This window comes from Microbulbifer thermotolerans, from assembly GCF_900112305.1.
GTDB lineage: Bacteria > Pseudomonadota > Gammaproteobacteria > Pseudomonadales > Cellvibrionaceae > Microbulbifer > Microbulbifer thermotolerans.
The window spans coordinates 455042-476508 of sequence record NZ_FOKT01000002.1; the positions used below are offsets into that span (position 1 = coordinate 455042).

Annotated in this window: 19 protein-coding genes and 3 tRNA genes; 7 read left to right on the forward strand and 15 right to left on the reverse strand. The window is 58.7% G+C overall.

All coding sequences use genetic code 11. The features are described from left to right. Window positions 1-97: 97 nt before the first annotated feature. From zipA to BM155_RS04475, 4 genes are all read right to left on the reverse strand, one after another. Window positions 98-1192 carry a cell division protein ZipA gene (gene zipA / locus BM155_RS04460; RefSeq protein ID WP_074901241.1) on the reverse strand — a complete coding sequence of 365 codons (1095 nt, stop codon included), beginning with the start codon at window positions 1190-1192 and terminating at the stop codon, window positions 98-100. A gap of 24 nt (window positions 1193-1216) precedes the next feature. After that, on the reverse strand, window positions 1217-4720 hold the full coding sequence (gene smc / locus BM155_RS04465; protein WP_074901243.1) for a chromosome segregation protein SMC: 3504 nt from the start codon (window positions 4718-4720) through the stop codon (window positions 1217-1219). 179 nt (window positions 4721-4899) lie between these two features. Continuing rightward, entirely contained in the window at window positions 4900-6126 is a 1227-nt protein-coding gene (gene ccmI / locus BM155_RS04470; protein ID WP_074901244.1) for a c-type cytochrome biogenesis protein CcmI, read from the reverse strand. Next, window positions 6123-6662: a cytochrome c-type biogenesis protein gene (locus BM155_RS04475; protein WP_254773107.1), complete on the reverse strand. Its 540-nt coding sequence runs from the start codon at window positions 6660-6662 to the stop codon at window positions 6123-6125. The genes ccmI and BM155_RS04475 overlap by 4 nt, the downstream gene beginning before the upstream one ends. 373 nt (window positions 6663-7035) lie before the next feature. Between BM155_RS04475 and BM155_RS04480 the strand changes: the two genes are divergently transcribed. Next, window positions 7036-7111 (forward strand) — tRNA-Val (locus BM155_RS04480). Between the two features lie 37 nt (window positions 7112-7148). Beyond that, window positions 7149-7225: transfer RNA gene (locus BM155_RS04485), tRNA-Asp, on the forward strand. Window positions 7226-7350: 125 nt separating this feature from the next. Here BM155_RS04485 and BM155_RS04490 read toward each other — a convergent pair. The 8 genes from BM155_RS04490 to ccmA form a co-directional block, all read right to left on the reverse strand. Continuing rightward, a complete protein-coding gene (locus BM155_RS04490; protein ID WP_074901246.1) occupies window positions 7351-7953 on the reverse strand; it encodes a YigZ family protein in 603 nt (200 codons plus the stop codon). Beyond that, window positions 7916-8500, reverse strand: a complete 585-nt coding sequence (locus tag BM155_RS04495; protein WP_067153727.1) for a DsbE family thiol:disulfide interchange protein — start codon at window positions 8498-8500, stop codon at window positions 7916-7918. Before BM155_RS04495 ends, BM155_RS04490 begins: the two co-directional genes overlap by 38 nt. 16 nt (window positions 8501-8516) lie before the next feature. Then, window positions 8517-10499: a heme lyase CcmF/NrfE family subunit gene (locus BM155_RS04500; protein ID WP_074901248.1), complete on the reverse strand. Its 1983-nt coding sequence runs from the start codon at window positions 10497-10499 to the stop codon at window positions 8517-8519. After that, window positions 10496-10945: a cytochrome c maturation protein CcmE gene (ccmE, locus tag BM155_RS04505; protein WP_074901250.1), complete on the reverse strand. Its 450-nt coding sequence runs from the start codon at window positions 10943-10945 to the stop codon at window positions 10496-10498. Before ccmE ends, BM155_RS04500 begins: the two co-directional genes overlap by 4 nt. Before the next feature lie 112 nt (window positions 10946-11057). Then, complete coding sequence (ccmD, locus tag BM155_RS04510; protein WP_231902343.1) at window positions 11058-11285, reverse strand: heme exporter protein CcmD; 228 nt, start codon at window positions 11283-11285, stop codon at window positions 11058-11060. Beyond that, window positions 11286-12029: a heme ABC transporter permease gene (locus BM155_RS04515; protein ID WP_067157775.1), complete on the reverse strand. Its 744-nt coding sequence runs from the start codon at window positions 12027-12029 to the stop codon at window positions 11286-11288. Between the two features lie 11 nt (window positions 12030-12040). Then, entirely contained in the window at window positions 12041-12745 is a 705-nt protein-coding gene (ccmB, locus tag BM155_RS04520) for a heme exporter protein CcmB (protein WP_082817465.1), read from the reverse strand. Next, window positions 12732-13409: a cytochrome c biogenesis heme-transporting ATPase CcmA gene (gene ccmA, locus BM155_RS04525; protein WP_067153736.1), complete on the reverse strand. Its 678-nt coding sequence runs from the start codon at window positions 13407-13409 to the stop codon at window positions 12732-12734. Before ccmA ends, ccmB begins: the two co-directional genes overlap by 14 nt. 270 nt (window positions 13410-13679) lie before the next feature. Here ccmA and BM155_RS04530 point away from each other — a divergent pair, with 270 nt between their 5' ends. Continuing rightward, window positions 13680-14381, forward strand: coding sequence for a 2OG-Fe(II) oxygenase (locus BM155_RS04530; protein ID WP_074901252.1), 702 nt, complete (start codon window positions 13680-13682; stop codon window positions 14379-14381). A 161-nt stretch (window positions 14382-14542) separates the two neighbouring features. On the opposite strand, the gene BM155_RS04535 is transcribed toward BM155_RS04530, so the two are convergent. Both BM155_RS04535 and BM155_RS04540 read right to left on the reverse strand, forming a co-directional pair. Then, entirely contained in the window at window positions 14543-14896 is a 354-nt protein-coding gene (locus BM155_RS04535; protein ID WP_067153742.1) for an STAS domain-containing protein, read from the reverse strand. Window positions 14897-15327: 431 nt separating this feature from the next. Further along, window positions 15328-15591 carry a PA3496 family putative envelope integrity protein gene (locus BM155_RS04540; protein ID WP_074901254.1) on the reverse strand — a complete coding sequence of 88 codons (264 nt, stop codon included), beginning with the start codon at window positions 15589-15591 and terminating at the stop codon, window positions 15328-15330. A gap of 355 nt (window positions 15592-15946) precedes the next feature. On the opposite strand from BM155_RS04540, the gene BM155_RS04545 reads away from it, so the two are divergent. Continuing rightward, window positions 15947-16022 (forward strand) — tRNA-Arg (locus BM155_RS04545). A gap of 199 nt (window positions 16023-16221) precedes the next feature. Here the strand turns inward: BM155_RS04545 and BM155_RS04550 are convergent. Continuing rightward, window positions 16222-17238: an isoaspartyl peptidase/L-asparaginase family protein gene (locus tag BM155_RS04550; protein WP_139223132.1), complete on the reverse strand. Its 1017-nt coding sequence runs from the start codon at window positions 17236-17238 to the stop codon at window positions 16222-16224. Window positions 17239-17597: 359 nt separating this feature from the next. Here BM155_RS04550 and BM155_RS04555 point away from each other — a divergent pair, with 359 nt between their 5' ends. The 3 genes from BM155_RS04555 to BM155_RS04565 all read left to right on the forward strand — a co-directional run bounded on the left by BM155_RS04555 (window position 17598) and on the right by BM155_RS04565 (window position 21366). Beyond that, window positions 17598-18902: a tyrosine-type recombinase/integrase gene (locus BM155_RS04555; RefSeq protein ID WP_074901256.1), complete on the forward strand. Its 1305-nt coding sequence runs from the start codon at window positions 17598-17600 to the stop codon at window positions 18900-18902. 204 nt (window positions 18903-19106) lie between these two features. Then, a complete protein-coding gene (locus BM155_RS04560; protein WP_074901436.1) occupies window positions 19107-19298 on the forward strand; it encodes a helix-turn-helix transcriptional regulator in 192 nt (63 codons plus the stop codon). Window positions 19299-19359: 61 nt separating this feature from the next. After that, a complete protein-coding gene (locus BM155_RS04565; protein ID WP_074901258.1) occupies window positions 19360-21366 on the forward strand; it encodes an AAA family ATPase in 2007 nt (668 codons plus the stop codon). Window positions 21367-21467: the final 101 nt, after the last annotated feature.

Sequence of the window (21467 nt, forward strand, 5' to 3'; positions counted from 1 at the left end):
ATCAAAAACTGGGGATTGCCGCCACCAACAGGGAAAACCGCGCTCGCTACAGGCGGAGCCGCGGTTTCCTCCCTGACGGTGAGATGGGGAAATGGAATTAGGCTTGTGCCTTCGCCAGTGCTCTGCGCCGCTGGTATTCCACCACGCGCTGGCGGTAGTGTTCCGCGGTCTGAGCGGTGAAAACACTGCGGTTTTCATCCTTCAGTTCACCGCCGAGCAATTCCGCGATCTGGCGCGAGGTGGTCAACAGCTGCTCGAAAGCCTTAATGGCCTCTTCCTCGATCGGCAGTGCGAGAAACAGGCTCAGGCCGGGGGTGGAAAACGCCTCCATACGCGCTAGGTCAAACACGCCAGGCACCACCATATTCGCAAGGCTGAACACTACAGGGCCGTCGTCGGCGCCGCCCTGGTGATAGTGGAAGATATCCATTTCTCCGAAACGCATGCCGGCAGCCATTACCGCGCGCAATATATCCTTGCCGTCGAAACTATCCCCGTCGGGCGCTACGACGTTGATAATCAGCACCTCCTCCACTGGGGATTTTTCCCTTTGCTCGCGCTTGTGTTCCTCGCCGACCTCCGCATCCACGGTATGTTTCTTCACGGGCTTCTCTTTGCGCGCCTGGGGCGCTGCCTTGCCTACTGCGGGCTTGGACACAGGCGTCTCTTCTTCCGGCGCCGTGTAGAGGGCTTCGAGGCTTTCCGATTCGTCGAGTTCCGGCTCCCGGCGCTCGTCGTCGGCAACCGAATCCATCAGCGTGGGCACCTGTTCTTCCAGATTGAGCGATGCCTGCTCCGGCGCTTCCCGATTGGGGTTACTGCCGGCCAACGGCTTGCGGGAGGACATAAAGCTCTCCTGGACTTTGCGGTTTACCCGCAGCGCATCTTCCAGAGCACGCCGTTGTACTACGCGCACCTGGCCGGGCAGTTCCGCGGCGATCTGGCGGCGCTTCTCCGCCTCCTCCGGATCTGGTTGCCCACTTTCCCCTACCGCTGGATTGTCCGCCCGGCGGGGCGCCGCCCGGCGAGGCGCAGACAGGATATCGTGATCATCACTCTCCTGGCGCATAGCCCGCGACAGATTGTCCGAGACTTTCATCGCCGCACGGTGCTTTAAAATTGCGCGGCGCACGCCGTCGAGCACCGCCAGCAACACGATCAACCCGAGGATTGTAATCAGCCAGTTTCCCATTTCAGCGTCTCTCCGTTACGCCCCTCATGCGGACGCCAGTTCGGCCGCTTCTTCCACATTCACGGATACCAGGCGCGACACACCCGGTTCGTGCATGGTTACCCCCAACAGCTGGTCGGCCATCTCCATGGCAATTTTGTTATGGGTAATGTAGATGAATTGCACATACTCTGACATTTCTTTAACCATGCGCGCATAGCGGCCCACGTTGGCATCGTCGAGCGGCGCATCCACTTCGTCAAGCATGCAGAAAGGCGCCGGGTTGAGTCTGAATATAGAAAACACCAACGCGATGGCTGTGAGCGCCTTCTCTCCGCCAGACAAAAGGTGAATAGTACTGTTCCGCTTGCCCGGCGGGCGCGCCATAATCGCGATACCGGTATCCAGCAGATCTTCGCCCGTGAGTTCCAGATAGGCGTGACCGCCGCCAAACACCTTGGGAAAGAGCTCCTGCAGACCGGCGTTGACCTGATCGAAGGTTTCCTTGAAGCGGGTACGGGTCTCTCGGTCAATTTTTTTGATGGCATTTTCCAGAGTTTCCAGCGCCTCTGTCAGATCACTGTACTGGCGGTCCAGATAGCTTTTGCGCTCGGACTCCTGCTTGTATTCATCGATGGCCGCCAGGTTGATCGCCCCCAGGCGCGAGATGCGGGCGGCGACTAACTCCAGTTCCTCCTGCACCTGTGAGATGGTCAGGTCGCCTGGGAGTTCCGCCAGGATCTGCTCCACTTCGTGACCGGTTTCGTGCAACTGTTCTACAAGTCCGTTGCGCTGTACTTCGAGGGTCTGCGCCGCCAGACGCTCTTGCTCCAACTGGGCGCGCACGCCCTGCAGAGCGGACTCCACCTTGTGGCGCTCCTGCTCCAGCTCACGCAGCCCACTCTCCACTTCCTCCAGTTTCTTGCGCGCGTCGGCGAGTTCCGCTTCCACCTCCATCCGCTCGGCGAGCTTCTCTTCCAGCTCCACCTGGAAATCCTGAGATGGGTCCTGGCTTTCCGCCATTTGCTCCTGCAACAGTTCGCGACGGCTGCGCAGCCGCTCAAGCTGTTCGCGCATTACTTGCAGGGTGCGCTCCAAGGACATCATCTGGGTGCGTACCGACTGCTCGCGCATAGCGAGCTCATGGGCGCGATCCTTGTCTTCGCGGGCGCGGGTTCGCGCCGCTTCCAGGGCCTCGCGCAGCTCGTCGCGACGCGCCAGCAGTGCTTCGCGGCGGTCGGTGTCAACGCTCATGGCCTCCACGGCCTCCTGCAGCAACAGCCGCGCCTCGGACAGGGACTCCCCCTCCAGCTCCAGCTGTTCGCGCACTTCGACGATTTCCTGCTCCACGCGGGTGCGGCGCTCATTCATCTGTTCGGCGCGGGCGCGGTGGGCGGACAGTTGACTGCGCAGCTCCGCTTCCCGGCGGCCCAGCTGCTCCAATTCGCCGCGCGCTTGTTCTATCTCCCGCTCCAGTTCAGCCACTTTCAAGCGCAAGGTTTCACGCTGTTCGGACAGAGTTTCGATCTGCTCCTCGGTGGCGGTAATCGCGCGCTCCAGCTCCTCCAGCTCCTGCTTGCGCGCCAGTACCCCGGATTCAGCATCGGAGGCCCGGCTGACTCTCAACCAGTTGGGGCCGAGCCAGAGCCCATCGCGGGTAACGATGGATTCGTGGGCCTTGAGCTGTGCTCGAACCGCCAACGCCGCGGTCAGATCTTCCGCGGTATAAATTCCAGCGAGCAGGCCGGCCAGTGAAGCGGGACCTTCAACCACATCCGCCAGGGCCGGCAGGTTTCCACGCGGGGCTTCGCTCACCCGATACTCATCGACAAATACCGCCTGTCCGCTTTCGAGAGCGGCAATCCCTTCGGACACACTTTCCAGTTGATCGACGCACACCGCCTGCACCTGGGGCCCCAGCACCGTCTCTACCGCCTTTTCCCAGCCGGGTTGGGCGCTGATCTGGTCCGCCAGACGCGGCCTGTCCGCCAGGGCCTGCTGCTGCAACCAGTTTTCCACGGCCCGGCCCTGTCCCAGTGCCGCCTGCTGCAAAGCTTCCAGAGAGGCTTGACGACCTCGACTGGTCTGCAGCTGCAGGCGCAGCTGGTCCAGTTCCGCGGCGATCTCGCGCTCGCGCGTGCGGAGTTCTGTCAGAGCTTCGTTCTTTTCTGCCACCGCTTCGCGGCGTTCGCCAGTCTGCAGCTCCAACTCCGCCAGCTGCTCTCTGAGCTGTTCCGTCTCACCGTCGTCACCACTGCTCTGCAGCCCGGCCTGCTCCGCCTGCAGTTTGTTGATACGTTCCTGCAAACGCTGGCGGGAAGTTTCCAGATGCTGTATGCGAGACTGCTGTACCTCAGCTTTCTGGCGAGAGCCGGAAGCGCCCTGGTTGAACTGGTCCCACTCGTTTTGCCATTCGCGCATCGCATCTTCCGCGGCGAGCAGCTTCTGCGCCGACTCCTCCTCAGCCGCCTGAGCCAGTTCCAGATCCGGCGTGACCATTTCCAGCTCGGCCTCGAATTGGGCGCTTTTCTCTCTGTCCGCCTCCAGGGCCGTTTCCGCCTCGCGGAATTCCTGCTCGGTCTGCGCCAAGTCCGACTGCAGTCGGCTGCTGCGCTCGCGCGCGTGGGCAATACTTTGCTCCAGACGCGCGATATCGGCGCCGACGGCGTAAAACCGGCCCTGCACTTCATTGAAGCCATCGGACAGTTCGTGGTAGCCGACGCGCTTCTGCTCTATCTCTGTATCGCAACTGACTTGGCGGGTGACGAGTTCTTCAACCGTCAGTTCCAATTCAGATATCTGCTGCTGCTTGGCCTTGGACTGATCGTCCAGATCGCGGTATTTGAGTGCCTGCAAGTGCGCTTTATGGGCGCGCTCTTCCTCCTTGAACCGGCTGTACTTTTCCGCAGCTGCAGCCTGGCGCTCCAGGCGCGCCAGCTGCCGGTCCAACTCGTCGCGGATATCCGTAAGGCGCTCCAGGTTCTCCTTGGTTCGGCGCATACGATTTTCAGTGTCGCGGCGACGCTCCTTGTATTTGGAGATACCGGCGGCCTCTTCGATGTATACGCGCAGTTCCTCGGGCTTGGCCTCAATCAGCTTGGAGATCATGCCCTGTTCGATAATGGCGTAGCTGCGCGGCCCCAGGCCCGTCCCCAGAAAGAGGTCGGTCACATCGCGGCGGCGACACTTGTCGCCGTTCAGGTAGTAGCTGTTCTGACCATCGCGGGTTACCTTGCGTTTGACCGAAATCTCGGCAAAACCGGCGTAGGGTCCTGTGAGCTTGCCGTCGGAGTTGTCGAACACCAACTCGATTGAGGCCTGTCCCACCGGCTTACGGCCACTGGAGCCATTGAATATCACATCGGTCATGGAGTCGCCGCGCAGGTTTTTGGCCGACGACTCCCCCATAACCCAACGCACCGCATCGATGGTGTTGGACTTGCCGCAACCATTGGGGCCGACCACGGCACTCAGATTCGACGGGAAATAAACAGTGGTCGGGTCAACAAAAGACTTGAAACCCGCAAGCTTGATGCACTTCAGACGCATGTAATTGTTAACTCGGTATTTGTTTTATGCCGTCAGGCAGCGGCTCGCCAAACCGCTAATTGTACATGGCGGCGGCGGGGGTTTCAGCGGAAATTTATCGGACCAAAAGCGCATCGCTGCACGTTTCACGCAAAGTGCGTTGGAAACCACCCAGGGCCTCCTACCTCGCTATTGAGCGCTTAGAGTTCCGAGTCGATAGTAATAGCGACCGGATCACCCCAGGCCGACTTCGGCAGTGTTTCAATGCTGCCCTGCCAGTCTCCCGGTGCTGGGCGTGCATCGCCATTTACTGCCAGGCGTGCCACCAGCTGCACCGTGTCGACATTGGCAATGGAGCGCCCCGGCATCATCGCGCGGGACTCATCCAGTACCACTTCCGCGGGCAACTGACCGGCTGAAAGGCGTACAATTGCGAGCGGCATAGGGCTGTCAGCGCCGCGAGCATAGACAAATACCGGCGTCGACGGCTCCGCGGAAACGCCCTCCGCCAGGTTTACCCGCACGTGAATCGCAGGGCCCGCCACCGAATCGCTTTCAGATCCAACCGGCACCATGGGCTCGCCACTATCCGCCAGCGCCCGTTCAGCCCGGGCCACACCGGCGGCCAACGCCTGGGCAGCGGCAGATTCCGCTGGCAGCTGATTCAGGGCGCGCTGCCAATGCTGCCTCGCCATGCGAAAATCTCCGCGTTCAAACGCCTCGATCCCCGCCAACCCCAGTGCCGTGCCGTTGTCCGGCTGCACATCCAGCACCTGGCGCACCAAGCCGCGCACCTCGCCGTCGATGCGGGATCCGTTAGCAAAAAACAGGGCCTGCGCCAGCTCGGCCTTGACGACCACCGCCTGTGGCTCGCGCTCCACCACGTAGCGGTAAGACTCCACCGCTCCTTGCAAGTCCCCTTCCGCCAGCAACCACTGCGCCAACACATAGCGCCCGGTCAGATCGTCCGGATGACGCTCGGCTCGCGCCTTCAGTCGGGCAATGATGCTCGCCTGATTCTCTGCACTGGGCGAGCCTTTCTGAGCTGCGAGCATATCCCGGTAGAGCGACAGGTCGCCGGCATTGCCGGACCAACGGTACAGTCCCACTGCCACCAACGGCATAATCAGCACCAAGGCAAACAGTAGACCGCGCCCTCGGTCGGATTCGGCAAGGCCGGATGCGGACTGCCCTGCGGCCAACAGGTTGCGCGCCATCTCCGCTTCCAACTGCGCATACTGTTCTTTATGGATGGCACCGCTGTCCAGAGAAGCCCGCAGCTCTGCCCGCTGCTCGCGGTAGAGGGCCGCCAGGGCAGTGCGCTTGTCCACCTCCTCCCCCTTGCCCGCACCGCGCAAGACCGACCACAGAATCACGCAGGCCAGCAACAGCGCCAGCAACGCCACACCAAACCAGAGTCCAATCATTTTTTGTCTGCCCCGCTGCCGGCCGATTCATCGATTTCATCTCCCAGCAACTGCCGTAGCCGCTGCCGTTCACCCTCTGTCAAAGCACCTCCGGCATCCTGCTGACCACCCTCCACGCCAGTGCGCGAGCGCAAAACGATAACGATCAGCGCCAGCAGCCCGATGGCGCCAAAAATTCCCGGCGCCAACCACAGAGCCAGTGTATTGCGCTGCAGGGGCGGCCGGTAGAGCACAAAATCCCCATAGCGCGCCACCATATAGTCCGTTACTTCTCCGTCAGTAAACCCTTCCTCCAACAGGCGTCGAATCTCCCGGCGCAAGTCTTTTGCCACCAGTGCATCGGAATCCGCCAGATTCTGATTTTGGCACTTAGGGCAGCGCAATTCTTCGATCAATACCTCGTAACGCGCCTGCAACTCCGGCGTGGACAACTGCTCCGCCTCCACCGCTGCCAACGCCGCCGTGGACAAACTCAAGGCACACAGGATTTCTAAAACTCGGGCCAGCCAGCCTCTCTGGATCAGGGGTTCTCTCACAATCGTCGTTCCGCCGGAATTTCGCGCGATTATAGCAACGCCGCCGCGATCACTGACAGTTTTCCAGCAGCGGCCACTATCCGCGCCCGCTCGAGGATAAAATATGCATGTGACAGGAGGCGCCAGCCGCAGCACCCAGGCAAATTTTTCCGAGCCACCTCAGCAACCTGTGATTAATTCATAAAGGGCCGTTGCTGCAGTGGGCTTCCACATACCCTCCCCATCACCCGGGCCTATCAACAGACCTCAAAGTATCTTGAGCGCTTCGAAGCAACTTCATCAGAGATTCCTTAACTCATTGAAAGACAAAAAAAATTTTCCGAAAGCGTTGACGCGGCAAAATTTTTCATTAAGATACGCAGCTCCTGACGCGGGGTGGTTAGCTCAGTTGGGAGAGCGACGGCCTTACAAGCCGTAGGTCACAGGTTCGACCCCTGTACCACCCACCATTTTCCTCTCTCGCTAGGCGGGGGTTGGAAAAAATGCGGACCGGTAGTTCAGCTGGTTAGAATGCCGGCCTGTCACGCCGGAGGTCGCGGGTTCGAGTCCCGTCCGGTCCGCCATTTTTCAAAAGGCTCACACAATAGTGTGAGCCTTTTTCGTTTTACCAAATGATTTTCCACCAGGCCTAAAGCTGACAGCCAGTGACCAGAGGTCGCGAAATTAATCCGACCTCAAAGGAAATGCGTCACTCCTCTGCCATTGAAATATGCAACCCTTCCGCCACCAGCTGCTTCCGAAACGCTGCCAGGCGATCTTCCGGCAGCTCTATTTGCACCGTCACCTTTTCACTGTAAACGGCATCAATGCATTTACCGCCATGCTGGTCGGCGAGAAAACGTAGACGGGATTCTTGCGCAAAGTCGCAAGTCACACTCACCTGTCGCAAGGGAATAAACGTTGTCAGCTCAACCGACTGTAACGCCGCCCCGACTGCGCCGCGATAGGCGCGCATCAACCCTCCGACACCCAATTTGGTACCACCAAAATAACGAGTAACTATGGCTCCGACATTGCCGATTTCCTGTTTTAACAGCAATTCAAGCATCGGCCGCCCAGCACTGCCGCCGGGTTCTCCATCATCATCGGACAGCATCACCTCCGGGTTGGCGGGATTCCCGATGACAAGCGCGGTGCAATGATGTGTCGCATCCGGATATTGGGTGCGCACTACATTCAACTGCTGTTGAAAATCTGCCTTATCCTCAACCGGCCCCAGCCAGCAAATAAAGCGGCTCTTTTTTTCTTCCGTCTCAGCGACAACTGTCGAGCAGGGAATCCGGTAGCTCACTGGCGAAATCGTCCCAGGGTTGTTCTTGCAATCTCTCGTACAGTGGTTTTAGTTTGGTCAACCATACCCGCTCATCCACAACACTTACATGTCTGCAGCGAATAACACCTTCGGCATCCACCAAAAAAGTTTCCGGCGCACCGGTCGCTCCCAAGTCCAGGTAGAGCCGCCCTTCCCTATCGGCGACACTGAAGCGGTAAGGATCGTGCATAGTATCCAGCCACTTCTCGACATCCGCCGGATCGTCCCTCAGGTTGACGCCAATAATCGGCACTCCGTCCTGCGCCAACTTGTTCAAATACGGATGTTCGACGCGACAAGGGGGACACCAGGTGGCCCAGACATTCAGCAGATAGGGTTGCGAAGGCAGATCCTTCCTCTCCATTATTTCCGCTTCGTTGCGCACTTTGGGCAACGAAAACTCCGGCACTGGCTTATCCAATAGCTCAGAAGGCAGTTTTTGCGGATTCAAATACAAACCACGCCAAAACAGCAGTGCCAGCGCGGCAAAAATCATCAACGGCAAAAACAGCTTTAACCTTGCCATATTCGCTTGCCTCCCCTTATGCAGTCACGGCGGGGCCGGCGGCTAGCTCCCGAACCGCTTTTGCCTTGCGGTAACGCTTGTCGGCAACCGCCAGACCTCCTCCCACACTCATCAGCACCGCTCCGAGCCAAATCCAGACTACAAATGCTTTGTACTGCAGCCGCACAGCCCAGTCGCCATTGGGGTTGTTTTCCTCCAGCGGCTCGCCGAGGGCGACATAAATATCCCGGAACAGCCCCGAATCGATAGCCGCCTCGGTCATGGTACTGCCGCCGGAGAAGTAGTTGCGCTTCTGCGGGTACAGTTCCGCCACCGCCCGCCCGCGCCTGCTGACGGACACTATGCCCTCAAATGCACTGAAATTTGGCCCCTGTACCTTGCGCACACCGTCGAACCGGAAATCGTAGCCGGCCACACTGTGGGTGTCGCCAGGCCCCATGCGCAAATCCTTTTCAACACTGTAGATAGTGGTCAAAGCCACGCCCAACACGGATACCGCCAAGCCAATATGCGCCAAATGCATACCGTAAAAACTGATGCGCTGTCGCCTGAGACCGGCAGCCAGTGTTGCCGCATGACGGGTCTTGGCGAGAATATCGGCCAAACTGGCAGCGACAACCCATACGCCGACAAAAATGCCCAAAGCCGCGCCCCAGTGGAAACCGCCCGCCGCAAACGGCAGAGTCAATGCCGCGGTGACCGCGACCAGCAGCGGCAAACGCCAGGCACCGAGAAGCTTGTCCCAGCGGCTGTCCTTCCAATTGGCATGAACCCCCATCCCCAACAGCAGACATACCAGCGCCATCAGCGGCACGAAGAACATATTAAAAAACGGGGGCCCCACACTGATCTTGCCCCAGTTCAAGGCATCGGCCAGCAGGGGGTAAAGGGTACCGGTCAGCACTACCCCCATGATCAACACCAACAGGACGTTGTTGCCGAGCAGGAAAGTTTCACGGGCGCGGAATGAAAAAACGCTGACCGCGCTGACCGCGGGCGCACGCAAAGCAAACAACAGCAGAGATAAACCCACTACTACCGCCAGAAAGGCGAGAATAAAGCCTCCACGCAGGGGGTCGGTGGCAAAAGCATGCACGGAAGTGAGCACACCGGAGCGCACCAGAAAGGTTCCCAACAGGCTCAGGCTGAAGGTGAAAATTGCAAGCAAAATGGTCCAATTTTTAAACAGGCCACGCTTTTCCGTGACCGCGAGAGAATGCATCAGCGCCGTACCCACCAACCAGGGCATAAATGAAGCATTCTCCACTGGATCCCAAAACCACCAGCCGCCCCAGCCCAGCTCGTAGTATGCCCACCAGCTACCGAGGGCAATACCCAGAGTGAGGAAACACCAGGCCACCGCAGTCCAGGGCCGCACCCACCGGGCCCAGGCCGCATCCAATTGACCACTGAGCAACGCGGCTATGGCAAATGCAAAAGCCACCGAGAAACCCACATACCCCATATACAACAGCGGCGGATGGAAAATCATCCCCGGGTCCTGGAGCAGCGGATTCAAGTCGTTCCCCTCCAGTGGCGGGAAAGGCAGGGTGCGCTCAAAAGGATTGGAGGTGATCAGGATAAACAGAAAGAACCCCACCATCACCAGGCCCATCACCGACAGCACCTTTGCGACCAGTGCCAGCGGCAGCCTCCGGCTGAAAAGCGCCACCGCTGCAGTCCACCCCGCCAGGATCATCAGCCACAACAGAATCGATCCCTCATGCCCTCCCCATACCGCTGTGAACTTGTAATGTAATGGGAGAATACTGTTGGAGTTCTCGGCGACATAATTGACGGTGAAATCGCTCTGCACAAAAGCCAGGGTCAGGCATATGTATGCGATGAAGACAAAAGTCAGCACGCCGAGCGACAGCGGTCTGCCCGCAGCCATCCACAGCGCCCGCCCGGAATAGCTGCCGACCATCGGCACCGAGGCAAGCACAAGGGAAAGCAACAGCCCGGCGATCAAGGCAAAATGGCCCAATTCTGGAATCATATTTTCGCCCCACCGGCACAGCTGGCTTTGTCATGCATGGATTCAGCCACCTCGGGCGGCGTGTAATTCTCATCGTGCTTGGCCAGCACCTGGTCCGCGCGCAGAGTGCCGTCCTGTAACAGACGCCCAGTCACAACCGCCGCCTCTCCCTCGGCAAAAAGGTCCGGCAATATTTTATCGAAAACCACCTGCAGCTCTGCTTTTCCGTCGGTAATTGCAAAGCGCACATCCAAACTATCCGGCGCCCGCTTGACGCTGCCGGGAAGCACGCAGCCACCCGCGCGGATACGTTTATCAAAGGGGACCTCCCCCGCGGCAAAGGCGCTCGGCGCGTAAAAATAATCCATATTGTTGCGCATCGCATAGGTGATGAAACCGACCGCGGCACTGGAGAAAACCACCAGGAAGATCACCAGGATCAGGCGCTGTTTGCGTGCTGGATGCATTGTTTCGTTTGTGCTCCGGAAAATTTGACAAGGGGATTCTTTTCAGGGCAGGAACAGAAAAACACCAACTGGCGAATTTTCCGTCCCATGATATTCCACGGACAGACAGCGATCAGGCAGGTTCCGCTATCTCTGTTCGCTTCACCTGCCGGCGCCGCTCAATTCGCTGCTGGCGCAAGAGCTCACGCCGCAGCTGTCGGCGGCGCAGCGCCGGGTAGATGGCCAGCGCCAACAGCGCGGCAATTGTGACGGCATAGGACGCCCATACATAGGAACCGTGCCCCCCCATCGCCAGAAAATCCGCCAGCGTGGCAAACTGGAATTCCATGCTGTTTTCCACCTACTTCTCCTCCACCAGTGCTTCCCGAACCCACTGGGTGCGCCACTCCCGCTGCAGCAGCAGTACGCGCGTATGGGCGATCAATGTCCAGGCATAAAAACAGTAAAAACCGGCGATCATCGTCAACAGAGGGTAAAACATGCTCGGGTCTATGCTGCTCGCTTTCGTCAGCCGGATCGTTGCCGGCTGATGCAGGGTGAACCACCAGTCCACCGACTTGTAAATAATGGGGATATTCACAGTGCCCACTAGTGCCAAGAGCGCACACGCTTTATCCGCCACCTGCTCCCGGGCAAAAGCACGGCCCAGCGCAATGACGCCGATATAGAGGAACAGCAGTATCAACATCGAGGTGATGCGCGCATCCCACACCCAATAAGTACCCCAGGTCGGCTTACCCCACAGGGCTCCAGTAAACAGGGCGATAAACGTTAATACCGCGCCAATAGGTGCCGCCGCCCGCATCACCGCGAAAGACAGCTTCATCTTCCAAATCAGGCCAATGGCACCGCCAACTGCCATGATGTAGTACCCGGCCAAGGCCAGGAAGGCGGCGGGCACGTGGATGTAAATGATCCGGTAACTGTTGCCCTGCTTGGCATCTTCGGGCGCAAAGCCCAGGCCCCAGACTGCACCGGTAGCAAGCAACACTGCACTTGCCAGCGCCAACCAAGGCAGCCAGGCGCCGGTTTTCTGATAAAACCAGCGCGGCGAACCCAAGCGGTGAAACCATTGCCAAGCCAAGAAGACCTCCATCAAGTCTCTGTACTGATACGGATAGCGCCCGCGGCTGCTAAAGGCGCCAACGCCGCCGCGGCGGCCAGATAAGCAGCCAGAACCGCAAGTTGCGCACTGTAGCCGTAGCCATCGATTGCCGCCTGCACCGCACCGGTGCCGAAGATTAACACGGGCACATAGAGCGGCATAACGATCAGTGCCAACAATAGGCCCGGGCGGCTCAGCGCCACCGTCAGAGCGGCACCCACGGCCCCGACCAGACTCAGACTGGCACTACCCAGCAGCAGGGAAAAAAACAGGCATAGGTAGCCGGCTGCGGGCAGGTTCAACATCAATCCCAGCAGCGGCGACAACAGAGCCAGCGGGAGGCCGGTCACCATCCAGTGCACCATCGATTTTGCCAGCACGGCGAAATAGAGGGGCTGCGGGGACAGCGCCATCTGCTCCAGGCTACCGTTTTCAAAATCACCTCGAAACAGACTCTCCTGAGAGAGCAAGGTTGCCAGCAGCGCCATCACCCAGATCATGCCCGACGCCATCTTGGCCAGCAGCGCAGGCTCCGGCCCCACCCCCAGCGGCAACAGCGCGAGAACTGTGACAAAAAACAACAGCGGGTTGGCAATATCCGCCCGGTGGCGCAGCGCCAGCAGCAACTCCGTTTTAAACAGCACCCCGAATCCCGGGGCAACCCGTCTACCGGTGGGCGCATCAAGCATGGACATCCTCGCCTCCCACAAACACACCTCCGGCAACCGTATCCCCAGCTGCATAATCTGCCAACTGAATACTCTGTAGCGGTGTCAGACCCACCGGCTGATGCGAGGTAAACACAATGCTGCCACCGCGGCTCAAGTGACAGGCCATCTGCCCCTGCAGACACGAAACACCCGCCACATCGAGCGCCGCCAATGGTTCATCGAGTATCCAAAGCGGCGGTGCCTCCGGCAAAAACAGGCGTGCCAGTGCCACACGGCGGTTCTGACCGGCGGATAGTTGCTGGCACAGAGTATCCTCAAACCCGTAGAGATCCAGCAGCTCCAGTGCCCTATAGGCCGCATCTCGGCTGGCGCCGTACCAAGCCAGATTCTCCAGCGGCGTCAAACCACCACGAACACCGGCCCGGTGACCGATATACAGCAGGGATTCGCGCAACTTCGGCAACGCTTTGGGGTACGACTCACCATTCCAGAGGATCTCACCGGAAAAATCCGCGGCGGAACCGATCAATGTGCGCAGCAAGGAGGTTTTGCCTGCGCCATTGGCGCCCTCAATTTGCACCGCGCAACCAGAAGCCAGGTCAAAACTGAGACCCGCAAACAGGTCCCGACCATCCCTTTCACAGGACAGATCGCGCACTTGCAGTAGATGGGGTGAGTTGGAGGGCATAGTCCGCTGTTGCCGGTGTTGCTGAAAAACTGAGCGGCATTATACCGGCACCGGCAGCAAATGCATTGGACTTGGTGCTCACGTGCACACTTTGGGCGGTTGGCAGTGGGTACCGGCTTTGCTATGTTGGCGCCTTCGGCCGCGAGGGACTGCGGTGTCGGTGATGCGCAGTCAAAGGGTAACTACCTCCAAGGCCGGGGATTTCGTGATGTTTTCGCGATCTACTCCTTGAGGAAACCGGGGAGTGCCATGCAATGAGGACGCATAACAATGACAACCATCGCCACCGAGCGCAGCAGCTGGCTGCAGCCCACCACTCTGACTAACGGGAACACTCTGGTCAGATCAGCCCCTTTCCCCTTTTTTGTCGGCAGAGACGTTTTATCCCGAGATCTGCTGCCGAAGCTACTGGAGGACTTTCCCCGGCTCCGGGGTGCCGGCTACCTGCCCTATGAAAAAGCCCATTGCGGTGATGCCATTAACAAACTGATTGAGCAGTTGGTGGCTCCTGACTTTGCAGACACCATCGGCGATAACCTGGGTATCGACAAGCTGTCTCAATACCCTACCTATGTCTCTATCAGCCGCTTCCTAAAGAAGCGTCATGGCAATATTCACACCGATGGCAAATCCAAAATAGCCACCGCTTTGCTGTACTTAAATCCCGAGTGGACTGTGGACGGCAACGGCTGCCTGCGCTTTCTGAACCGAATCGACGACTATGACGATATGGTAGTGCCGGAGATCAAACCCACCTACGGCACTCTGGTAGCTTTCAAGCGGACGGAAAATTCGTTTCACGGCCACTTGCCCTTTGAAGGCGAGCGCCTGGTGATCCAGGTTGCCTGGCTGGCAAGTGAGGCAGACAAAGCACGCAAAGCCAGAGATGGACGCCTTTCGTATAAGTTGAAGCGGATACAAGGATGGCTGAGTCGGATTTTCGGCAGGGAAAAACAGGCCGGGCAGCCCTGACCACACCCACTCTCCGCAGCAGCGGGCCGCCAGCTCTGCCACGGCGGCCCATACGTCTCCTGAACACCTCTAATTATTTCACCTAATATACGTTACTGATTTCAGGTTACTCGGACATTGGGATTCATCGCCTTCTGATCACACCTGACGGAGGAACACATTTAAAGTCCGGGGCAAATTGTGAACAGCTTATCAAAATTGGATACTGCCAAAAGCCGACATACATCCGTATTGGCGTTTCTCAACTCAATACAGCACTCTCCCGCATAGGTACACTCACGCATACAGTGGTCGCGCAACAGCAACAGCATCCCTAGAGCCGCACTGTCCATATGCTGCGTTTCCGAAAGGTCTATACAGTAGCGCCTTGGCGCGGGTGACAAATCTTGGTAAGCCCGCAGAAAATCGCGGTGTATATTGAAGTCAAAATTTCCAGTCACTCGGATGGTCAATGCGTCCCCACTCTCCGACAGCTCAGTGGAGATCCTGGCCGTAAACTGTTCCGAAACCGCCATTGCGAATTTCCCTTTCCGTATCTCGACAATTCACCGGATCATCCAGATCCACGCAATTGCCGCCCGACAAGAAATCGCAAGAGTGGGATTTCTTGTCGGACAAGTAACAACGCTTGCAGTGACGGTTTCCTGTGGCGCCTCTGCCGCCCACTGCTTCTACACTCGATAGCGCCACAAATTAGGTAGCCACCCCCTGATCAATACATACCAGGAGGGTAGCGAGAACCTACGCCCGGATGGAAAGCTTAAGTCGCGGAGTAACCCGCTAGCTGCACACACCAATATTTGCAGCCGCGCCTGTGGATTTTCGAGGCCCCCCTGCCCCGCTCAAGAAACCGGATAGATTCCAACAGCAACCCAGGGATTGCCCACACATAAGCCCATCACGGCCCAAAACGCAGAAAGGCGCCCCTAAGGGCGCCTTTCCAATATTATAAGTCGAAGTCGTAGTCCATAAGCTCCCGTCTAAGGCGCATTTCCTCCAACTTATCCTCGACCATTCGCCGGGCATCGCGAGGCGGCTTTGACGTGGCTTGTCTAAGCACCTCGTTTGCTATTTGGGGAAGGTCCTCGTAATCAAAATCGTAGTCATTTCCGCTAACGTTGCCGCTCATACGAAACTCCACAATCTCGATCTGCGAAAGCAGAAAAACCTGCGGTGTTTTTTTGTTGTGCCGTTGCAGATTAGCCAGCACTGCCAAGCCTGGTCAAGAAAAATTTTACCGCTGTAACCAGGTTTTTTTTCGCCGTTTCCGAAGCCGAATCGGGCGCGCAAAAACATCCCACAAAATTCGGCCTCTGGCGGCAAATTACCGCCGAACAGTGACTAATTTTCGACAGTTTTTCGACAATTTGTTGACAGCGAAACAAGTATCCCCATGTAACCAGCGGGCGACTGACGTTACCGGCAGTAACACCACTGCCTACCACCCGGGGAAGGTGGCCAACTGGGCGATGCAGATAACCGGCATGACACACGCGCGACAAGCCGTTAGAATAGCCGCCCGCACGCCTCGGTGGGCATTCCCCCGCCTACAAAGATAGGCTTACGCTCCCGTCGGTTAACAGGATAAACCACGGACCTCCTAAGTCCGGACTGGTGGTTCGAGTCCACCCGGGAGCGCCACCCTTCTCCAGGGCAATATTTCAAGCCAGGGCGGCATGCATGAGTAAAACTGCGAACAAGCCCGCCAGTAGCACTCCGCCCCAGAAAAGTCGCACCGAGCGCTCTATCTCCCTCCGGTTTAGTCTCTTCCTGCTGCTTTTTGCCATGATTGAACTCCATCTCAGTCATCGATAAGCCATATGGATTGGGCGCGCCCACCCTACTCGAATATAGCCACCCGCGCGGGCTGAGCCGAGGTGCGGCTAGCCCTGTACATTCCTTCGGTATTGAAGACCATGGCGAAATTTCCGGCGGCGTCCAACACGATCACCCCGCCGGTACCACCGGCCCGCTGTAGAACCCGGTGGACAACCTCATCCGCCGCCTGCACAACCGACTTGCCCAGGTAACCCACCCGCGCACAGATATCGGCAGCCACGTTATAGCGTATAAAGTACTCTCCGTGACCAGTGGCGGAAACAGCGCAGGAGGAATTATCGGCAAAGGTACCGGCCCCAATCACCGGCGAATCCCCGATGCGGCCATAACGTTTGGCCGTCATGCCGCCGGTAGAAGTGCCAGCGGCAAGATTGCCGAACTTGTCCAAAGCCACAGCCCCGACAGTACCCATGCGCAGAGGCGACGGCAGCCCCTCCACAGCGGCCCGGTAATCTTCACCCCGCTGTCGCTCCAACCTTTCCTTAGCCCTCTGCAACTGCCGGTACCGGTGTTCGCTGTCGAAGAGATGATTGTCCACCAATCGCAGCCCCTGAGACTCGGCGAAAGCTTCAGCCCCCGCTCCGGACAACATCACAAAGGGGGACTGTTCCATCACCAGACGCGCCAAACGAATTGGGTTTTCAACACGCCTGACCCCGGCCACAGCACCAGCCTGACGGGTTCGGCCGTCCATGATCGAGGCGTCCAGCTCGTGATGGCCGTCATAGGTGTAAACAGCACCCCTTCCCGCATTAAAGAGGGGGGAATTCTCCAACAGAGTGATTGCCTCAGTGACCGCATCCAGACTGGTCCCGCCATCTTCAAGCACTGCGAAGCCCGCGTCCAATGCCTGGCGCAATTTATCGCGGTAGGCTTGTTCCCGCTCCGGGGTCATGGCGCCCTTGTCGATGGTACCGGCGCCACCGTGAATAACGATCGCCAGCGGCTGCTCGGCGGCCTGAGAGAGTGAACAGAAAAACAGCAGCAAGAACAGCAGTGGCCGCATCACTTTTGCCATGACACTTAACCTTTTATCCTGAGAAAAGTATTAGGGTACCCCTGATTGCTTCACCTTGAATACAGAGAGCCCCCCGGGCGAGACAATCAGCCCCCAGACAGGCGCGTGCGGCAGGAAGATTTCTTGAGTTAGGCGCTGTCAAGCATAGACTGGCATAAAAAAACCCGGCAGAAAGCCGGGTTTTTCAAAGTGGCGGTGAGGGAGGCCGCCTAACCAAAATAACGCCAAATAATCACGAATAATAAAAATCCTTAATTTTCAAAGGCTTACGAACACATCCCCCAATCCTGTTACCTGAAATTATCTCAAATGGTATTCTGTGAAGCGTAAAAGTGTGGGGCCATTTGTGGGATAAAATCATGAACAAACTACGAGTCAGCCAAATAAAAGGGCTGGGACCGGGGCGACATTCGGATGGCGGCGGCCTGCTGCTAAGCGTTTCAAAAACCGGGCGCAGATCATGGATTTTCAGATACCAGATTGCCGGCCGGCGTCGAGATTGCGGCCTCGGGAGTTTCCCGGCGGTTTCCCTTGCCGAGGCGCGAAGGATGGCCGCAGAAATGAGGGCGCAAGCTCAAAGGGGCGTAGACCCAATTGAATGGCGAAAGTCCGAGCGCGAAGCCGCCGCCCGAGTTGGTGAGACGCCAACCTTTGCCGAGCTGGCCGAGCGGTTTATCAGCGAGCAGGAACCCGGCTGGAGCGGCCCGAAGCAAGCGCCACAATGGCGCGCTTCGCTGAAGGCATATGTTTTTCCGTATATCGGGAGCAAGACGCCAGGCCAGATAAGCGGCGATGACGTGCTGGCACTGCTGCGCAAAATCTGGACCAAGAGACCGGAAACCGCCAGCCGGGTGCGCCAGCGGATCGAGCGCGTTTTAAATTATGCCGCTGCGCAAGGCCACCGCGACCGGAGCCAGCCGAACCCGGCAGCATGGCGCGGCAATTTGGATAATGTTTTGCCGCCACACCGGAAAATCCAGCCAGTGCAGCACTTCCCCGCCCTGCCGCACCAGCAAGCCCCGGATTTTTGGGCATGGCTGAAGGACAAGCACAGCGCCAGCGCCCAAGCCCTGAAGCTGCTGATTTTGAGCGCCTGCCGCACCCGCGAGGTGCTGGGGGCGCGCTGGGACGAAATCGACATTGATGCAGCGGTCTGGACCGTGCCGCGGGAGCGTATGAAGGCCCGCAAGCCGCACACCGTGCCCCTGAGCACCCAGGCGCTGGAGGTGCTGGCCAGCATCCCCAGGACAAAAAGCCCGTTTCTGTTCCCCGGCCGGGGGCGCAAGGTGCCGCACATGTCGAATATGAGCATGCTGGTTTTCCTGCGCAAAAACGGCCATGGCGACGTAACGCCGCACGGCATGAGGAGCACTTTCAGAGACTGGGCCTCAGATTGCACAAGCTTTGATCACGCCACTTGCGAGCAGTCTCTGGCACACACAATCAGCAACGCCGCCGAAGCCGCTTACAGGCGCGGGGAACAGCTGGCGAAGCGCCGCCAGCTGATGCAGGCCTGGAGCGACTTTTTGGAAGGCAAACCCTACGCCACCGCCCCGGACCTGGACCAAGCACAGCCCGACACCGCCGACCTTGCGCGCCAGCTGGCGGAGCTGGACGAGGATCAGCGCCAGAGACTGCTGGAGATTTTGCAAACGTCGGATTAGACCAAATTTCCCCCTTTCGGAACCGGCCTTGGGCCGGTTTTTTATTGCCTGAATAAATATTTTTCGAGATTAGCGTCAAAGGGCCGTTATTCCTCGTTAGCGGGGGTTAATTTGTGCGGGGAAAAAGGGAAATTTCGCCAGAGGGTTTAGGTCAGCCATGAAAATTTAATGGGGTCGTTCAATTTGATTCGGAGAACGACAACCATGCACGACAAGATTCTGAGATTGCCTGCCGTACTTGAGGCCACCGGCCTTAAGCGAACCAGCCTTTACATGATGCGCCGCGATGGGGGGTTCCCTCAGCCGGTACAAATCGGCAAGCGTGCCGTTGGCTGGAGGCAGTCGGATATTCAAAAGTGGATCGATCAGCGCGCTACCATGCGCGTCGGGCAATAAAAAGGGGGCCGCCGTGGAAAGCAAGACCCCCTCAAATCATCGAACAAATTATAACCATGCTTTGCCGGATGCGCAAACCCTGCACCAGGTTGTTGACGGGTTCCGTGCCGCGATGCAGGAAGCCGGCATAACGCCACCTGACCACATTGATACAGACGGCGAACTACACCGGTTTACCACCAACGGCAAGGCCGGCGACAAGGCCGGATATTATGCGCTGCACACCGATGGCACACCTGCTGGATTCTTTGGCTGCTGGCGATCCGGCACCTACCAAACATGGACCGCCAGCGGTGGCCGCAGACTGAGCGATCAGGACCGCCAGCGCCTGCAGGCTGCACGTGATGATGCCAAACGTGAGCGAGAACGGCGCTACAAGGCGCGTGCTGCCGTGGCTGGTGACATATGGAACGCTGCTGGCGCACCTGATCCTGCGCACCCCTACCTAAAGTCCAAATGCATTGACCCCGTTGGCGACATTCGCCAGGCGGACGCGATCCCCAAGGGTGTATGGATGGATGACGACACGCGCCGTGGAGCCCTGGCCAACTGTCTGCTGATCCCCGTTCGTGGCGTGGACGGTCGGATTCAGTCGCTGCAGGCGATCACCCCGAACGGCGACAAGTGGTTTCTGGCCGGCGGTCGTATGGCTGGCGGTATGCTGCTGATCCCTGGCGACGAAGGCCGCGTCATCTGCTGCGAGGGATACGCCACCGGCGCGACATTGCAAACCGCTACCGGGGCCACCGTGGCCGTGGCTTTCAATGCTGGCAACCTGTGCAGAGTCGCAGAGGCCGTGCGCCGTATACATCCAGACGCCGATATGGTGATTGCAGGCGACAACGACCACAAAACCGAGGGCAACCCTGGTCAGACCGCTGCCGAGGATGCGGCCGCTGCCGTTGGTGCGACTGTCGCCCTGCCTGAATTCGCCCCCGGTGAACAGGGAACCGACTGGAACGACTACGCAGCCAGCTACGGCATGGATGCGCTGGTGGATGCCCTGCCGCTGAAGGACGACAAGCCGGACGCTGGCCGTCAATTCGGATTCACGGCCATTGGTGATCTGGTCGGAACACTGAAACCTATTGACTGGCTGGTAAAGGGCTATTTCGAGTCTGACTCGCTGGCCGTTGTGTACGGCGAGCCTGGGCACGGCAAGTCCTTCTGCGCGATTGACGTGGCGTGCTGCGTAGCTACCGGTACCGACTGGCACGGTCACCAAGTGAAGTCTGGATCCGTGGCCTATATCGCCGGTGAGGGCCACAACGGCTTGGCGCGACGGTTCAAGGCCTGGGAGCTCGCCAACGGTGTGGACCTGGCCGGGGCTCCGCTGTTCGTGTCCACCATGGCCGCGCCGTTGAATGACGTTCTGGCCGCGTGCCACGTGGCCGATGCCGTCCGCACCCTGGTGGACCAGACCGGCAAACAGCCCGCCCTGATCATCGTTGACACCCTGGCGCGTAACTTCAACGCGGACGAGAACTCCGCCGCCGATATGGGGCAGTTTGTTGGGAACCTGGACAGGCATCTGCGCGTACCCTGGGGCGCCACGGTGATGGTCGTTCACCACAGCGGCAAGGACGCCACCAAGGGCGCGAGGGGCTCCACGGCGCTGCGTGGTGCCGTGGATGCTGAATACCAGGTGGAGCGTGACGAAACCGGCATTGTTCGCATGCAGGCGCACAAGATGAAGGACGCAGAGCAACCTGACCCCCTGGCGTTCAAGCTGGAGGGCGTGAAACTGCCGCTGGCGGAGGAGGACGGTTCCCCAGTATTTGGCGCTGCGCTGCGAGGCATTGAATACGTGGCGCCGGCCAAGCGTGGCAGCGAGGGCAGAGGCAAGAACCAAACCAAGGCGCTGGCGGCACTGAATGATCTGCTGGATGAACACCAACAACGGTTGATCGACGGCGGACAGAGTCCTGATGGTGCCAGGGTGCGAATTGACGACTGGCGCGATCGGTGCGGGTTCGACCGCAAGACATGGCACAAGGTGAAAACGTCGCTCGAAAAAGGCGGAAAGGTGGCTTTCCTGCCCGGCGGGTACGTGGAGCCGGTATTTTGAGCGTCCCAAACATGTCCCCAAACATGTCCCCAAACGTGTCACCAAACATCCCCAAAGCGTCCCCAAACCGCCAGCCCGAAGCGTCCCCAAACGTCCCCCTC

What these genes read in the sequence shown, in the direction of transcription:
- zipA (WP_074901241.1), bottom strand. Translation starts at nt 1,192, where the DNA reads ATGGGAAACTGGCTGATTACAATCCTCGGGTTGATCGTGTTGCTGGCG.
- smc (WP_074901243.1), bottom strand. Translation starts at nt 4,720, where the DNA reads ATGCGTCTGAAGTGCATCAAGCTTGCGGGTTTCAAGTCTTTTGTTGAC.
- ccmI (WP_074901244.1), bottom strand. Translation starts at nt 6,126, where the DNA reads ATGATTGGACTCTGGTTTGGTGTGGCGTTGCTGGCGCTGTTGCTGGCC.
- BM155_RS04495 (WP_067153727.1), bottom strand. Translation starts at nt 8,500, where the DNA reads ATGGCAAGGTTAAAGCTGTTTTTGCCGTTGATGATTTTTGCCGCGCTG.
- BM155_RS04500 (WP_074901248.1), bottom strand. Translation starts at nt 10,499, where the DNA reads ATGATTCCAGAATTGGGCCATTTTGCCTTGATCGCCGGGCTGTTGCTT.
- ccmE (WP_074901250.1), bottom strand. Translation starts at nt 10,945, where the DNA reads ATGCATCCAGCACGCAAACAGCGCCTGATCCTGGTGATCTTCCTGGTG.
- ccmB (WP_082817465.1), bottom strand. Translation starts at nt 12,745, where the DNA reads ATGTCCATGCTTGATGCGCCCACCGGTAGACGGGTTGCCCCGGGATTC.
- ccmA (WP_067153736.1), bottom strand. Translation starts at nt 13,409, where the DNA reads ATGCCCTCCAACTCACCCCATCTACTGCAAGTGCGCGATCTGTCCTGT.
- BM155_RS04530 (WP_074901252.1), top strand. Translation starts at nt 13,680, where the DNA reads ATGACAACCATCGCCACCGAGCGCAGCAGCTGGCTGCAGCCCACCACT.
- BM155_RS04535 (WP_067153742.1), bottom strand. Translation starts at nt 14,896, where the DNA reads ATGGCGGTTTCGGAACAGTTTACGGCCAGGATCTCCACTGAGCTGTCG.
- BM155_RS04550 (WP_139223132.1), bottom strand. Translation starts at nt 17,238, where the DNA reads ATGGCAAAAGTGATGCGGCCACTGCTGTTCTTGCTGCTGTTTTTCTGT.
- BM155_RS04555 (WP_074901256.1), top strand. Translation starts at nt 17,598, where the DNA reads ATGAACAAACTACGAGTCAGCCAAATAAAAGGGCTGGGACCGGGGCGA.
- BM155_RS04560 (WP_074901436.1), top strand. Translation starts at nt 19,107, where the DNA reads ATGCACGACAAGATTCTGAGATTGCCTGCCGTACTTGAGGCCACCGGC.